The organism is Billgrantia bachuensis, assembly GCF_011742165.1.
Lineage (GTDB): Bacteria > Pseudomonadota > Gammaproteobacteria > Pseudomonadales > Halomonadaceae > Halomonas > Halomonas bachuensis.
This window is the reverse complement of the sequence record NZ_JAAQTO010000018.1, coordinates 148,507-163,375: the sequence shown is the minus strand read 5'-3', so window position 1 is coordinate 163,375 and position 14,869 is coordinate 148,507. Positions and strand designations below refer to the sequence as shown.

Annotated in this window: 12 protein-coding genes; 11 read left to right on the top strand and 1 reads right to left on the bottom strand. The window is 62.6% G+C overall.

Annotation, left to right across the window (positions count from 1 at the left end; all coding sequences use genetic code 11):
- The first annotated feature begins 24 nt into the window (after positions 1-24).
- The 9 genes from atpG to HBJ55_RS08215 all read left to right on the top strand — a co-directional run bounded on the left by atpG (position 25) and on the right by HBJ55_RS08215 (position 11,712).
- Positions 25-909 (top strand): F0F1 ATP synthase subunit gamma, encoded by an 885-nt coding sequence (atpG, locus tag HBJ55_RS08255; RefSeq protein WP_167112947.1) that lies wholly within the window; start codon positions 25-27, stop codon positions 907-909.
- Between the two features lie 68 nt (positions 910-977).
- Positions 978-2,354 (top strand): F0F1 ATP synthase subunit beta, encoded by a 1,377-nt coding sequence (gene atpD / locus HBJ55_RS08250; RefSeq protein WP_167112945.1) that lies wholly within the window; start codon positions 978-980, stop codon positions 2,352-2,354.
- A gap of 24 nt (positions 2,355-2,378) precedes the next feature.
- On the top strand, positions 2,379-2,807 hold the full coding sequence (locus tag HBJ55_RS08245) for a F0F1 ATP synthase subunit epsilon (RefSeq protein WP_167112943.1): 429 nt from the start codon (positions 2,379-2,381) through the stop codon (positions 2,805-2,807).
- A 157-nt stretch (positions 2,808-2,964) separates the two neighbouring features.
- On the top strand, positions 2,965-4,338 hold the full coding sequence (gene mgtE, locus HBJ55_RS08240; protein ID WP_167112941.1) for a magnesium transporter: 1,374 nt from the start codon (positions 2,965-2,967) through the stop codon (positions 4,336-4,338).
- Positions 4,339-4,503: 165 nt separating this feature from the next.
- Positions 4,504-5,316: an undecaprenyl-diphosphate phosphatase gene (locus tag HBJ55_RS08235; protein WP_167112939.1), complete on the top strand. Its 813-nt coding sequence runs from the start codon at positions 4,504-4,506 to the stop codon at positions 5,314-5,316.
- A gap of 33 nt (positions 5,317-5,349) precedes the next feature.
- On the top strand, positions 5,350-6,420 hold the full coding sequence (locus HBJ55_RS08230; protein ID WP_167112937.1) for an FAD:protein FMN transferase: 1,071 nt from the start codon (positions 5,350-5,352) through the stop codon (positions 6,418-6,420).
- Between the two features lie 99 nt (positions 6,421-6,519).
- The gene (glmU, locus tag HBJ55_RS08225) at positions 6,520-7,887 is read left to right on the top strand and encodes a bifunctional UDP-N-acetylglucosamine diphosphorylase/glucosamine-1-phosphate N-acetyltransferase GlmU (protein WP_167112935.1); all 1,368 of its coding nucleotides are present in this window, start codon (positions 6,520-6,522) and stop codon (positions 7,885-7,887) included.
- A 20-nt stretch (positions 7,888-7,907) separates the two neighbouring features.
- A complete protein-coding gene (gene glmS, locus HBJ55_RS08220) occupies positions 7,908-9,743 on the top strand; it encodes a glutamine--fructose-6-phosphate transaminase (isomerizing) (protein ID WP_167112933.1) in 1,836 nt (611 codons plus the stop codon).
- Between the two features lie 259 nt (positions 9,744-10,002).
- Positions 10,003-11,712 (top strand): DUF945 family protein, encoded by a 1,710-nt coding sequence (locus tag HBJ55_RS08215; protein WP_167112931.1) that lies wholly within the window; start codon positions 10,003-10,005, stop codon positions 11,710-11,712.
- A gap of 40 nt (positions 11,713-11,752) precedes the next feature.
- Here the strand turns inward: HBJ55_RS08215 and HBJ55_RS08210 are convergent, their stop codons facing one another.
- On the bottom strand, positions 11,753-12,355 hold the full coding sequence (locus HBJ55_RS08210) for a phosphatase PAP2 family protein (protein ID WP_167112929.1): 603 nt from the start codon (positions 12,353-12,355) through the stop codon (positions 11,753-11,755).
- A gap of 103 nt (positions 12,356-12,458) precedes the next feature.
- Between HBJ55_RS08210 and HBJ55_RS08205 the strand changes: the two genes are divergently transcribed.
- Positions 12,459-13,325, top strand: a complete 867-nt coding sequence (locus tag HBJ55_RS08205; protein ID WP_167113032.1) for a DUF72 domain-containing protein — start codon at positions 12,459-12,461, stop codon at positions 13,323-13,325.
- 131 nt (positions 13,326-13,456) lie between these two features.
- Complete coding sequence (locus HBJ55_RS08200; protein WP_167112926.1) at positions 13,457-14,803, top strand: sodium-dependent transporter; 1,347 nt, start codon at positions 13,457-13,459, stop codon at positions 14,801-14,803.
- The last annotated feature ends 66 nt before the right edge of the window (positions 14,804-14,869 follow it).

The following is a 14,869-nucleotide window of genomic DNA, read 5'->3' as shown; positions in this document are numbered from 1 at the left end:
GGGCCACGAACGAGGTAGATCGCTATGGCAGCTGCAAAAGAGATACGCACCCAGATCGGGAGCATCAAGAATACGCAGAAGATCACCAGCGCCATGGAAATGGTCGCTGCGTCGAAGATGCGTAAAGCACAAGATCTGATGAGGGCCAGCCAGCCTTATGCCCGGCAGATCCGCAACGTGGCCAGCCACCTTGCCGACGCCAACCCCGAGTACAAGCACGACTACATGGTCGAGCGCGACGAGGTGAAGCGGGTCGGTTACATCGTGGTGTCCACCGACCGCGGCCTGTGCGGCGGTCTGAACGTCAACCTGTTCAAGGCCGTGATCAAGAGTGCCGTGGCGTGGCGAAGCGAGGGCGCCGAGCTCGACTTCTGCGCCCTGGGCAGCAAGGCCGGCGGCTTTTTCCGCAACTATGGCGGCAATCTGGTCGCGGCCAAGAGCGGTTTGGGCGAATCGCCGGAAATGGAGGATCTGATCGGCAGCGTCAAGGTAATGCTGGATGCCTATGACGAGGGCCGCCTGGATCGCCTCTACGTGGTGTACAACGAGTTCGTCAACACCATGACGCAAAGACCGGTGGTTCGCCAGTTGCTGCCGCTCGCTCCCGACATGGGAACGGATGCGGACGACGAGGACAACAAGCGTCCCGGTAGCTGGGACTACCTGTATGAGCCGGATGCCAAGGCGCTGTTGGATAGCCTGTTGATTCGTTTCATCGAATCCCAGGTGTATCAGGCGGTGGTCGAGAACGGGGCCTGCGAACAGGCGGCCCGGATGATCGCCATGAAGAACGCCACCGACAACGCCGGCGGGCTGATCGACGATCTGGAGATGGTGTACAACAAGGCCCGTCAGGCCGCCATTACCCAGGAGATTTCCGAGATCGTCGGCGGCGCCGCTGCCGTATAGCGCCTCGGGAGCGCCGCGAGCGCTCCCGGCACACAGGTTTCATTTGCAGGTTTTTGAGAGGAACCAAGATGAGCGGACGTATCGTACAAATCATCGGCGCGGTGATTGACGTAGAGTTTCCGCGGGACGATGTTCCCAAGGTCTACGACGCGCTGAAGGTCTCGAATGCCGAGACCGTGCTGGAAACCCAGCAGCAGTTGGGCGACGGCGTGGTGCGCACCATTGCCATGGGCTCCACCGAAGGGCTCAAGCGTGGCATGGAGGTCGCCAACACCGGTGCCGCCATCTCCGTGCCCGTTGGCAAGGAGACCCTGGGTCGCATCATGAACGTGCTCGGCGAACCGATCGACGAGGCCGGTGACATCGGCGAGCAGGAGCGCATGCCGATCCACCGCAAGCCCCCGACCTATGCCGAGCAGGCAGCGTCCAACGAGCTGCTCGAGACCGGCATCAAGGTCATCGACCTGGTCTGCCCGTTTGCCAAGGGCGGCAAGGTCGGCCTGTTCGGCGGCGCCGGCGTGGGCAAGACGGTCAACATGATGGAGCTGATCCGCAACATCGCCACCGAGCACAGCGGTTACTCCGTGTTCGCCGGCGTGGGTGAGCGGACCCGTGAGGGTAACGACTTTTACCACGAGATGACCGAGTCGAACGTCATCGACAAGGTATCGCTGGTCTACGGCCAGATGAACGAGCCGCCGGGCAACCGCCTGCGTGTGGCCCTGACCGGCCTGACCATCGCCGAGAAGTTCCGCGACGAAGGCCGCGACGTGCTGCTGTTCGTCGACAACATCTACCGCTACACCCTGGCCGGTACCGAGGTCTCCGCCCTGCTGGGCCGCATGCCCTCCGCGGTGGGTTACCAGCCGACCCTGGCCGAGGAGATGGGCGTTCTGCAGGAGCGCATCACCTCTACCAAGACCGGCTCGATCACCTCCGTGCAGGCCGTCTACGTGCCTGCGGATGACCTGACCGACCCGTCGCCGGCTACCACCTTCTCGCACCTGGACGCCACCGTGGTACTGGCGCGTTCGATCGCCGAGCTGGGTATCTATCCGGCCATCGATCCGCTGGACTCCACCTCGCGCCAGCTCGACCCGCTGGTCGTCGGCGAGGAGCACTACAACACCGCTCGCGGTGTGCAGAACGTGCTGCAGCGTTACAAGGAGCTCAAGGACATCATCGCGATCCTGGGCATGGACGAGCTGTCCGACGAGGACAAGCTGGCCGTGTCGCGGGCGCGTAAGATCCAGCGCTTCCTGTCGCAGCCGTTCTTCGTTGCCGAAGTCTTCACTGGTGCCCCCGGCAAGTACGTGTCGCTGAAGGACACCATTCGTGGCTTCCAGGGCATCCTCGACGGCGAGTACGACAACCTGCCCGAGCAGGCCTTCTACATGGTGGGCAGCATCGACGAAGCCGTCGAGAAAGCCAACCAGATGAAGTAATCCCGTCCACTGGGGGACTTCGCTATGGCGAAAAGCTTCACATGCAACATCGTCAGCGCCGAGGCCTCGATCTTCTCCGGTGAGGTTGAGCAGATCGTGGCTTCGGGCATCATGGGCGACCTGGGCATTCTGCCCGGGCACGCCCCGCTGCTGACCGAGCTGCAGCCGGGCCCCGTTCGCGTGATTCACGATGGCGGGCAGGAAGAGAACTACTACGTGTCAGGCGGCTTCCTCGAAGTGCAGCCGGACGTGGTGACCGTGCTGGCCGATTCGGCCGCGCGGGCAAGCGACCTCGACGAGGCTGCAGCCGAGGAGGCGCGTCAGCATGCGCTGCGCGCTTTCAACGAGAAGTCGGCGGAAATGGACTACACTCGTGCCGCCGCCGAACTCGCGGAAGCCGTGGCCCAGCTGCGCACGATCCAGCAATTGCGCAAGAAGGGTGGCAAGGGCTGATTCCAGCCTGTCTGCCATGAAACGCCCCCCGAACACTGTTCGGGGGGCGTTTTCGTCTCTGTTATCATGAGCGAACTGGTATCGGCGATGACCGAGCCCATACTCATCCCACCATGCGGTGATGACCCTCCCACCCGCGTGGCTCCAGGAGAACGCCATGTCGTTGAGCGAACAGCTGCAGGAACACAAGGCAACCCTGATTCTTGCCCTCGAGCAGGAGGATAGCGAACGCCTCGACCAATGGCTTCCCGAACTGCGCGCCGCGGACCTCTCCGAGATCCTCGAGGAGATGGCCGAGGAGGACGACGATCTTCCTTCCGTCCTGAAGCTGCTCGACTGTCTGCCACTGGAGCGCCGCGCCAACGTACTGGGGTACCTGGCGGGAGAGGTCCAGGTCGAAGTTGCCGAGGCCATGTCCGACGAGCTGCTGCTCTCGGTGCTGGAGGAGATGGGCTCGGACGAGCGTGCCGATCTGTTCAATCTGCTTGGCGAGGATCGCCAGGAAGTGCTGCTGAGGCGAATGGCGCGCCAGGAGCGCGAGGATCTCAAGCGTCTGGCCAGCTACGAGGAGGGCACCGCCGGTGCGATCATGACCTCGGACTACGTGGCCATCCCGAGTGGCATGACCGTGTCCCAGGCGATGATGCGAGTGCGTCAGACCGCGCCGGATGCCGAAACGGTCTATCAGCTTTACATCATCGACCCGGAGGGTAAGCTGGCCGGCACCCTGTCGCTGCGTCAACTGATGGTGGCCCGCCCTGGTGCCCAGGTCGACGAACTGATGATCAAGGACGTGATCAGCGTATCGGTGGACGAGGCGCAGGAGGAGGTCGCGCGCCTGGTGGCCCGCTATGACATGCTGGCCGTGCCGGTCATCGATCACGACGAGCGCCTGGTCGGCATCGTCACCCACGACGATGCCATGGACGTCGCCGAGGAAGAGGCTACCGAGGATTTCCACAAGGGCATGTCCATCGGCCAGCTCGAGGATGGCGTCAGCCGGGTACCGTTGTGGAGTCTCTACCGCAAGCGCGTGACCTGGCTGGTGCTGCTGGTGTTCGCCAACCTCTTCTCCGGTGCCGGTATCGCTTATTTCGAGGACACCATCGCCGCCCAGGTAGCACTAGTGTTCTTCCTGCCGCTGCTGATCGGCAGCGGCGGCAATGCCGGCGCCCAGGCTGCCACACTCATGGTACGCGGCATGGCCACCGGCGACGTCGGGGTCAAGGATTGGGGCAAGCTGCTCGGCCGCGAGCTGCTGGTGGCCGGCTCCCTGGGACTGACCATGGCGCTGGCGGTGGCACCCATCGGGGTGATGCGCGGTGGCGAGGCCGTGGCCATGATCGTCGCCACCAGCATGGTGACCATCGTGCTGTTCGGCAGCCTGCTCGGCATGTGCCTTCCGTTCGTGCTCAACCGGGTCGGCTGGGACCCGGCCACCGCCTCGGCGCCTCTGGTGACCACCGTCATCGATGCTTGCGGGGTGCTGATCTACTTCTCCATCGCCACGGCGGTATTGGCGGGGCTCTAGCGGCACGAACCGCATCTCGACGTTCCAGACGCTACGCCGCCGGTCCTGGCTCGAATAGAATTGTAACGAGACACGGCGGACAAGCGGCAAGGGGACGTGTATTCTCTTTCGCGTCCTGCCGTGCGTTTGCTGCCGGCTCCTTGCCATCAGGAGGAAGAGCGCCATATGGATTGGCTTCAGGTCGTCGTGCTGTCAGTGATCCAGGGCCTGACCGAATTCCTGCCCATCTCGAGTTCGGCCCACTTGATTCTGGTGCCCGTTCTGACCGACTGGAACGATCAGGGGCTGGTCTTCGACGTGGCAATGCATCTGGGCAGTCTGCTGGCAGTGGTGTTCTACTTCCGCCACGACCTGAGGCGCATGGGGGCGAGCTGGGTCAAGTCGCTGCGTGGCAGCACGCTGCGCGAGGGCAGCGATGATCCCGACGCTCGGCTGGCCTGGTGGGTGCTGCTGGCAACGATCCCGGTCTGCGCGGTCGGCTTCGCCCTGCACGACGTCATCGAGGTGAGCATGCGCTCGCCGCTCCTGATCGGCTACTCCCTGATCGTCTTCGGCCTGTTGCTGGGCTATGCCGACTGGCGCAAGCGATCGGGGCGCAGCGAGTATCAGCTGACGCTGCTTGATGCGATGTTGATCGGCTTGGCCCAGGTGCTGGCGCTGATTCCCGGCACTTCGCGCTCCGGTATCACCATCACCGCGGCGTTGCTGCTGGGCCTGAGCCGCGAAGGCGCGGCGCGTTTCTCGTTTCTGCTGTCGATTCCGGTCACCGCACTAGCCGCCGGGCTGGAGATCGTCGGCCTCGTACAGGTGCCTCGGGAGATCGACTGGCAGGCCATGGCGATGGGAGTCGTGTTGTCGGGCATCAGCGCCTATCTCTGCATCCACTACTTCATCGCCTTCATCAAGCGGATCGGCATGCAACCCTTCGTCGTCTATCGCATCGTATTAGGGCTATGGCTACTGTGGTTCTTCTGGTAGCCAAGCAACACTCTATCGAGGAGTCCTGTTAGCATGATCCCTGTTCTGCGTCCCATGGTGGCCTTCGCGTTGTGCCTGGGTTTGCTTCTCGCCGGTTGCTCCGAGAGCGAGCGTCCGCTGGATTCTCCGGTGCGCCTGGAAGGAAGCATCTTCGGCTCCTTCTACCAGGTGACCATCGCCGACAGCCTGACCCAGGGCCAGGCGCGTGAGCTGGAGGAGGGATTGCTCGCGGTGCTCGAGCAAGTGGATGCCGCGATGTCGATCTATCGCGACGACTCGGAGCTGATGGCCTTCAACCAGGCGCCCCTCGATGAATGGCAGCCGCTCTCCAACGAGCTGGTCGAGGTATTGGCGATCAGCCAATCGGTCGCCGAGGCGAGCAATGGTGCCTTCGACGTGACTCTCGGCGGGCTGGTCAATCTTTGGAGTTTCGGCTCTGAGGCTCGTCCGCGGGAGGTGCCCGATGACGAAACCCTGCAGGCGCGCCTGGCCGAGGTCGGTCCCGACAGCATCGAGATAGACGAGAATGCCATGCAGGCGCGTCGCCGGCGCGACGTGTTCATCAACCTCGGTGGTGTGGCCAAGGGCCACGCCACCGATCGAGTCGCTGCCTACCTCGACGCCGAGGGCATCGAGCACTACCTGGTCAACCTGGGCGGTGACCTGATCGCTCGCGGCTATCGAGACGGCGACGGCGAGCCCTGGCGCATCGGCATCGAAGCGCCGCTCGACGATCGTCAGGAAGCCACTCATATCGTGCCACTGCACGACATCTCGGTGGCCACTTCCGGCGATTACCGCAATTATTTCGAAGAGGGTGGGAAGCGCTTCTCGCATACCATCGATCCACGTACCGGCCGACCCATCGAGCATCGTGTAGCGTCGGTGACGGTGGCTCACCCCTCCAATGCCTGGGCCGACGCCTGGGCTACCGCCGTCATGGTATTGGGCGAGGAGGAAGGGCTGGCGCTGGCACGCGAGCAGGGTCTCAGGGTATTACTGCTGGTGCGCGAGGGAGAAGGCTGGAGCAGCCTGGCGAGTCCTGCCTTCGCCGATTACTTCGGCCAGGAACTGAGCGATGAGATGGGCCTTGAGGTTCGTTGAGCCGTTGAGAACGGTGCGCGAGCCCTCCATCACGACAAGACGGGTGAGCCGCCGAGCCCCCGATGAACTGAAGCCAATCGAATGGACAAGGAGTCTTCGATGACCCTGGATGTGGTGATTCTGGCTGCCGGACAGGGCACGCGGATGCGTTCGAGCCTGCCCAAGGTGTTGCATCGCCTGGCCGGTAAGCCGATGGTGCGTCATGTACTCGACACGGCGCAGGAACTCGAGGCGGATCGCCTTCATGTGGTGGTCGGTCACGGTGCCGAGCGGGTGCGTGAAGCGCTCCGCGACTATCCGGTGCGCTATGCACTGCAGGCCGAACAGAAGGGGACCGGCCATGCGGTGGCTCAAGCGCTGGATGGCCTGGGAGACGGCAGGGTACTGGTATTGTATGGCGACGTGCCGCTGATCCGGCGCGAGACACTGGCCGCCCTGCTGGAGGTGGTGAACGAGTCGCGCATGGGGCTGCTCACCGTGACCCTGGACGATCCGAGCGGCTATGGTCGCATCGTACGCAATACCAACGGCGAGGCGGTGGCCATCGTCGAACAGAAGGATGCCAGCGAGAACGAGCTGGCAATCCATGAGTGCAACACCGGCATCATGGCCATGACCGCATCCCAGCTGAAACGCTGGCTGCCGAGTCTCTCCGCAGACAACGCCCAGGGCGAGTACTATCTGACCGATGTCATCGCCATGGCCGCTGCCGAGGGTGTCGCCATCGCCACTGCCCAGCCTGCCGATCCGCTGGAAGTGGAAGGGGTCAACAACCGCTTGCAGATGGCTCGCCTCGAGCGCGCGCACCAGTTGCACATCGCCGAGCAGCTCATGATCAAGGGCGTGGCGCTGCTCGATCCGGCACGCATCGACGTGCGCGGCCGGCTGAATTGCGGACATGACGTCGAAATCGACGTCGGCTGCGTGTTCGAGGGCGAAGTGGAGTTGGGCGAGGGCGTGCGTATCGGGCCCCACTGTGTCATACGGGACAGCCACATCGGTGCCGAGAGTGTCATTGAGCCTCACAGCGTGATCGAGGGTGCCGTGGCGGCCGGCCGCAACCGCATCGGGCCCTTCGCCCGGCTGCGCCCCGGCACTCGCCTGGCGGTGGGTGCCAAAGTGGGCAACTTCGTCGAGACCAAGAACGCCGAGGTGGGCGAGGGCAGCAAGATCAACCATTTGAGCTATGTGGGCGATGCGCGGCTGGGACGTGACGTCAACGTCGGTGCCGGTACCATCACTTGCAACTACGATGGAGCCAACAAGCATCGCACCGATATCGGCGACGATACCTTCATCGGCTCCAATACCGCCCTGGTGGCACCGGTCAGTGTCGGCCGTGGTGCCACGATCGGTGCGGGTTCGACCATCAGCAAGGACGTGCCCGACAACGCCCTGGCCGTTTCCCGTGGGCGCCAGATCGCCAAGGCCGACTGGGTGCGGCCGACCAAGAAGACCCGAGACTGAGGCAAGCGCGAGGAATCGTCATGTGTGGAATCGTTGGTGCCGTTGCCGAGCGCAACGTGGAAGGCATCCTGCTCGAAGGGCTCAGACGGCTGGAATATCGCGGTTACGATTCGGCCGGCATGGCCGTGCTCACCGGTTCCGGCGAGCTGCATCGCCGCCGGGCGCTGGGCAAGGTGGCCGCACTCGAGTCCTTGCTTGCAGAGGCTGCTCTGCCGGGCCGCTGCGGTATCGCTCACACCCGTTGGGCCACCCACGGCAAGCCCAGCGAGGAGAATGCCCACCCGCATCAGTCGGGCGACCGGCTGGCGCTGGTGCACAACGGTATCATCGAGAATCACGAGCCGCTGCGGCGTGAATTGCAGGCAGGCGGGTACCCCTTCTCCTCGCAGACCGATACCGAGGTGGTGGCCCATCTGCTGGAGCACGAATACCAGCGCGGTGACGGCCTGCTGGCCGCCGTGCAGCGGGGCCTGGCGCGCCTCGAGGGCGCCTACGCGCTGGCGGTAGTACATGCCGACGAGCCCGATGTCATCGTCGGCGCGCGCAAGGGCAGCCCGTTAGTGGTGGGAGTGGGTATCGATGAGGCTTTCCTCGGCTCTGATCCGCTGGCACTGCTGCAGGTCACCGACCGCTTCATCTACCTTCAGGAAGGCGATGTGGTGCGGATTGCCGCTGGCGGTCGCATCGAGATCTTCGACGCCCATGGCCAGGCTGTGCAGCGCCCGGTTCAATCCTTCGAGCATGGTGACGGTGCCGCCAGCAAGGGCGAGTATCGCCACTTTATGCAGAAGGAGATCTTCGAGCAGCCGGCGGTGATCGCAGCGGCCCTCGAGGGACGCTTGGGTGAACGCAGCGTGCCTGCCGAGTGCTTCGGCCCCGATGCCGAGGCGCTGTTCACGCGGGTCAGGCAGGTGCATATCGTGGCCTGTGGCACCAGTTATCACGCCGGCCTGGTGGCGCGCTACTGGCTCGAGCGCTATGCCGGGATACCCGTGCAGGTGGAGGTGGCCTCGGAGTATCGCTACCGCACCGTGGTGGTGCCCGAAGGTACCCTGTTCGTCACCTTGTCGCAGTCCGGCGAGACCGCCGATACCTTGGCGGCGCTGCGCTTTGCCCGTGAAAAGGGCTATCTCGGCAGCCTGGCGATCTGCAATGTGCCGGGCAGTTCCTTGGTGCGGGAATCGGACCTGACCCTGATGACCCAGGCCGGACCCGAGATCGGCGTCGCTTCCACCAAGGCTTTCACCACCCAGCTCACGGCACTGATGCTGCTGACCCTGGCCATGGGGCGAGCCAAGGGGCTTGCCGCCGAGACCCAGGCCGAAGTGGTCGCAGGTCTGCGAGCCCTGCCGCAACTGGTGGGCCGTGTGCTGCAGCTGGACGGCGCCATCGAGGCGTTGTCGACGGCTTTCGCCGAGAAGCACCATGCCTTGTTCCTCGGGCGCGGTGCGCATTTCCCCATCGCTCTCGAAGGAGCGCTCAAGCTCAAGGAGATTTCCTACATCCACGCCGAGGCTTACCCTGCCGGTGAACTCAAGCACGGACCGCTGGCTCTGGTGGACAGCGAGATGCCGGTCATTTCCGTCGCCCCCAACGACGAGCTGCTCGACAAGCTGAAGTCGAACCTGCAGGAAGTGAAGGCACGGGGCGGTGAACTCTTCGTCTTCGCCGACGAGCGGGTCGAGATCATGGAGGAGGAGGGCGTCAGGGTGCTGCTGCTGCCCCATGTGCACGAGGCCCTGGCCCCGATCCTGTATACCGTGCCGCTGCAGTTGTTGAGCTATCATGTAGCGGTACTGAAGGGCACCGATGTCGATCAGCCGCGCAACCTGGCCAAGTCGGTGACGGTTGAATGAAACTAGCATAAGTAATCTTACTTTTCTCGTTTCTTGTCGTTAAACTTCTCGCTTGAAGTCCGGCAGCAATAGGCATGGCTTATTGCTGCCTGGGCTATGTCCGAAAATTGGCTGCGCTCGGCCATACGGCGTTAAAAATCGGCTCAAAGTACTCAAACTCCGTCTTTTCGCCGATTTTTGCCTTGTCTGGCCTTCCCTCGCCGACTTTTCAGACAAAGCCTAATTTCAATTAAACGAAGAACGAGAAAAGGATATCGACGTGGGGAAAGGACAGGAACGACGGGGAAGTGCCCTGAAGAAAACAGTGGCGGCCATTGTAGGGTTAGCATTAATCGCAGGCCTGGGAGCCCCCTACTGGATGGGACGTCAGATAGAGCAGCAGTACGCCGGCTATCTGCAGCAACTAGAGAAATTTGATTATATTCAGGTCGAGAAACAGATTTATGAGCGTAGTTGGTTCGAGGCACGCGCCAGTTATGAGTTGATTCTCGAACCGGAATTTGCCCAGACTTACCAACAGCTTCTTGCATCCAACCTGGCACTGGATCTCGAAGGGGAGCCGTTGAGGATCGCCGTCGAGGATTTGATCACCCATGGGCCCTTCATGGGCGCCCTGGCCAGCCTCGAAGGGCGAGCCGAAGCGTCGGGTTGGCTGTTCGAGCAACTGATCCAACTGGAAGAAGAGGCAGTTCTTTCCCGTTACGATGCCCGGGTCGGCTTCGACCGGGTGGTGCAGGGCGAATGGGCGCCCATGGAGATGGCGCTGGTCGCCGGTCCGCTGCTCGCCGATGCGGGGCTGGACCTGCGTTACGTCGCCGATTACCAGGGCGGCGATTTCCGCTACGACCCGGCCAGTGGAGAGTATCGCAGTTCCAATCGCCTGGGTCAGGCCCGGCTGGAGGAACCCACCGCTATCCACACCTTCGAGGGTTCCACCTCGAATCTCGTGGCCTCCTTTCCCCAGGGCGTACTGCGTGAAGTCGCGTTCCGGGCGGACGATGCGCCGATGTTGACGGAGAGCCGCGATCTGCAGCAGGTGAGCGACTCGAGAATCGAAGGGCAGAGCGTCGAGGTCAAGCTGCTCTTCGATGAGCAGGGGCGTTTCGAGCACTTCACGACGCACTTGGAGCTAGAGGGTTTCGAATCCGAGGAACCGGATCTCTACCTGGCCATGGACGGTTTCAATGCCGATATCGACGCATCCCGCCAGGGTGGCAACAGTTGGTATGGCCAGTTGGGGGTCAGCCTCGATGGGTTGACGCTACGCGAGCAGCATTCACCGGGCCTGACGGCGCAAAGTGCCAACTTCCGCCTGGGGCTAGCACCGGAATCAGAGTCGCACTTCCAGGTCGCTCAATTATGGTCGGCCAACGACCTGCGGATTCAGGGCATGGAAGAGCCGATCGCGTTTCATGTCGAGTCGAGTTACGGGCAACTGCCGCTTACGGAATACGACGCGCTATGGAGCCTGATTTACGAAGCCATCGATGTCTTCCAGCTCGACGATCCCAACGTCGTGCTTCCCGTTTTCGAGCGTATGGAGCAAGTTGGAGAGACGTTGATTTCAGGCCGCTCTGTTTTCAGCTTCAAGCCCGTGTCGTTCAGCATCGGTGATGCGAGGGCTGACCTGGAGCTGGAAGCCGACCTCGGCTTCCACGATTTTGGTACCTTCGACGAGCGCATGTTGCTGGCCCCTGAAAACCGCTTGGACCTGAATGTGAATGCTCCGGCGGTGCTGCTGCACAAGGTCGCCCGCGAGTCGCTGCGTCAGCAGTACAGCGGGATGGTTTCCGGCAACGAACTCGACGCGATGGCCAAGGAGTTGGTCGCCGAAAGTTTACAGCCGATGCTGGAGCTTGGCGTGGTGCGTCGCGACAAAGAGGATCGTTACTCCCTGCATTTGTTGCTTCAGGACGGCCAGCTGTTGATGAACGACGAACCCGGCGATTGGCTGCTTAGCCAGTTCTGATTCTGCGACAACTCTGTCGCGTTGGCATGGGGTGGGGCGCTCAGCGCTCCACCCAGCCACGGCGAATCAGCGGAGCGAACAGCAGAAGATAGAGCCGCATGGCGACATGGTAATAGAACGGCAGGATAAGCCAGGCGCGGCTGGCACCGACCAGCGTGGCCAAGCCCGCGGCCAGCAGCAGGGCGCCGAACATGTCCTGCGGAAAATGCACGCCGAGGAAGATCCGCGCCCAGGCAACCGGGATCGCCAGCAGTAGCAGGTAGCGCCCGATGCGTCGGGTACCGGCATGCAGCAGCAGGCTGAAAGCCATGGTCAGCATGATCGTGGCATGGTTGCTGGGAAAGGCCGGGGTAGGCTCATGTTCCAGGAATGTCTGGCCGATGGGAATCATGAAAGGCCGCGGGCTGGGCCAGAGATGCCCGATCAGCCAGCTCGCCGCCAGGGCGAGCAGAGTGGCCACGAAAGCCTCGAGCAAGGGGCGCTTCAAGCGTTCGCTGCCGCGTAGCCAGCCGATGACCAGCAGGGCCGGCACCAGCCAGATCAGATAGACGGCGAAAATTTCCGCCAACAGCAGCAGGCGGGGGTCGCTATCGGGCGCAGCGTTCAGTTGGGCAAATAGCGCGAGATTGAATGTCGTTTCCATGGCATTCGGCGCAGCAGTGGCGCATCTTCCTTGTGCAGCCTGGGCGGGAAGCTCATGCTGCCACTCGGCCCGCGTCGTTTCCGATTATTTTTGTTACAGGAGTATGAAAAGGTTGTCCGGACTGTATCTGGGTTTGCCCATGTGGGCCAATCCCGAGTGGTGTGGCTCCCTTTACCCGCCCTACGCTGGCCAGGAGAGTTGGCTGGCCGACTACGCTCAGGTCTTCTCCGCGGTGGAGGGCAACACGACCTTCTACAGCGGTGCACCCAGAGCGGAGACGGTGGCAGGCTGGTCGCGCCTGGCTCCCCCCTCCTTCCGTTTCTGCTTCAAGTTGCCGGCGACACTCACCCATGGGAAGCGTCTACACGACGTCGAGGCCGAGTTCGATGCCTTTCTCGACGCGCTCGCGCCGCTGCATGATCGCCTGGGCCCGCTGCTCGTTCAGTTGCCGCGGGATTTCGGCTTCGCCGAACTGCCCCGGCTAGAGGCGTTGCTGTTGCGCTGGCCGGCTGGCATTCCCTGCGCCGTGGAGGTTCGTCATCCCGAGTTTTTCCACAAGGGGATGGCCGAAGTTGCCTTGAACCGCCTGTTGATAACTCATGGCGCCAACCGCGCCATGCTCGACGTCCGTGCGTTGTTTTCGACAACAGCGGAAGGCAGCCCGGCTCTGGCCCACGCCCAGAGTGAAAAGCCAAGATGCCCATTACACGTGCTTTCCACGGGAAACCAGCCGTTGATTCGCTTCATCGGGCATCTGGAAGAGTCAATCAATAGGGATCACTTCCAGCCGTGGGTTGGACAGATCAAGCTGTGGATAAAACAGGGGAAAACCCCTTTCTTGTTTGTGCATACCGCTGACAACCGTCAGGCTCCGCAACTGGCCAGGCGGCTCTTCCAGGCGCTTGCCTGCGACATCGACCTGCCACCTCTGGGTGCTTTTGCCGGGGAGCGGCAAACGAGCCTGTTCTGACTGACATCGTTACTGGCGTTCGAGCGTATGATCGGATAAATTTGCCGGCATTCGAGCCAAAAACCCTCCTATCTTCTGTGTTTTTGCGCTTGAGAAAGATCAACGACCAGACACACAACAATAGGTGAACCATGTCTAAACTCGTACATGCGCAATGGTCATCGAAGATGACCTTCGTGCTCGCGGCCGCTGGTTCGGCGGTGGGGCTGGGCAATATCTGGAAGTTTCCCTATATGGTGGGCGAGAGCGGAGGGGCAGCTTTCGTCCTGGTCTACCTGCTCTGCATCGCCGTCATCGGTCTGCCGATCCTGGTGGCAGAGTGGCTGATCGGTCGGCGTGGTCAGAAGAACCCGATCAATGCCATGTCCGAACTCGCGCGCCGGGGCGGACACTTGCCGGCCTGGGTGTTGGTCGGTGTCAGCGGCGTTCTGGGCGCCTTCCTGATCCTTTCCTTCTACAGCGTGATCGGTGGCTGGTCGCTCTCCTACACGCTGGGTTCGATCACCGGTACGTTCAGCGGCCAGAATGCCGAGGAAGTCGGTGGCGTCTTCGCCGGTATGCTGGCCAGCCCCGGTGTGCTGTTGCTATGGCACACCCTTTTCATGGTGCTGGTCATCGGCATCGTGGCCCGCGGCGTGACCAAGGGACTGGAAGGGGCTGTTCGAACCATGATGCCGGCGCTGGTAATCCTGATGCTGGTCCTGGTGGGCTACGGCATGACGACCGGTCACTTCGGTGAGGCGCTCTCCTTCATGTTCCGGCCCGACTGGGGCGCCATCAACGGCGAGGTGGTGTTGGCTGCCATGGGGCAGGCTTTCTTCACCCTCTCGCTGGGCATGGGCATCATGATGGCCTACGGCTCCTACCTGGGAGAAGAGGTCAACCTGCTGGGCACCGCCCGTACCGTGATCATCCTCGATACCGGCATCGCCTTGCTGGCGGGTCTGGCGATCTTCCCCATCGTGTTTGCCAACGGACTGGATCTCGCTTCGGGCCCAGGGCTGATCTTCGTCACGCTGCCGCTGGCCTTCGGCAACATGGCCGGCGGCACTCTGCTTGGCCTGGCGTTCTTTTTGCTGCTGACCTTCGCGGCGTTGACCTCGGCCATCTCGCTGCTGGAACCGGTGGTGGAGTTCGTCGAGGAGCGCACGCCGCTCTCGCGCGTCGTGGCGACCCTGATCAGCGGGGTGGCGGTATGGATACTGGGTATCCTCGCTCTGCTCTCGTTCAACATGCTGGGGGATGTTCTGATCATGGGGCTCAACATCTTCGACCTGCTGGATACCTTCACCAGCAAGATTCTGCTGCCCCTGACAGGCCTCGGCGCGATCCTGTTCGTTGCCTGGTGCCTGGATCGTAAGAGCGTGGCCGACGAACTCAATCTCTCCGGCGGTAGCGAGTCGCTGTGGCTCGTGGTGGCGCGTTACGTGGCGCCGCTGGGCGTGGTCGCGGTGTTCATTCACTCTTTGCTGGGGTGACGCTACCGGGGTGACGACCCCCCTAAGCCCCGCCGGGCGGGGCTTGAGTTGTCTGCCTTCACGGCC

Excerpts from the sequence above, each read along its gene's own strand:
- atpG (WP_167112947.1), top strand. The coding sequence starts at position 25 with ATGGCAGCTGCAAAAGAGATACGCACCCAGATCGGGAGCATCAAGAAT.
- atpD (WP_167112945.1), top strand. The coding sequence starts at position 978 with ATGAGCGGACGTATCGTACAAATCATCGGCGCGGTGATTGACGTAGAG.
- HBJ55_RS08245 (WP_167112943.1), top strand. The coding sequence starts at position 2,379 with ATGGCGAAAAGCTTCACATGCAACATCGTCAGCGCCGAGGCCTCGATC.
- mgtE (WP_167112941.1), top strand. The coding sequence starts at position 2,965 with ATGTCGTTGAGCGAACAGCTGCAGGAACACAAGGCAACCCTGATTCTT.
- HBJ55_RS08235 (WP_167112939.1), top strand. The coding sequence starts at position 4,504 with ATGGATTGGCTTCAGGTCGTCGTGCTGTCAGTGATCCAGGGCCTGACC.
- HBJ55_RS08230 (WP_167112937.1), top strand. The coding sequence starts at position 5,350 with ATGATCCCTGTTCTGCGTCCCATGGTGGCCTTCGCGTTGTGCCTGGGT.
- glmU (WP_167112935.1), top strand. The coding sequence starts at position 6,520 with ATGACCCTGGATGTGGTGATTCTGGCTGCCGGACAGGGCACGCGGATG.
- glmS (WP_167112933.1), top strand. The coding sequence starts at position 7,908 with ATGTGTGGAATCGTTGGTGCCGTTGCCGAGCGCAACGTGGAAGGCATC.
- HBJ55_RS08210 (WP_167112929.1), bottom strand. The coding sequence starts at position 12,355 with ATGGAAACGACATTCAATCTCGCGCTATTTGCCCAACTGAACGCTGCG.
- HBJ55_RS08205 (WP_167113032.1), top strand. The coding sequence starts at position 12,459 with ATGAAAAGGTTGTCCGGACTGTATCTGGGTTTGCCCATGTGGGCCAAT.
- HBJ55_RS08200 (WP_167112926.1), top strand. The coding sequence starts at position 13,457 with ATGTCTAAACTCGTACATGCGCAATGGTCATCGAAGATGACCTTCGTG.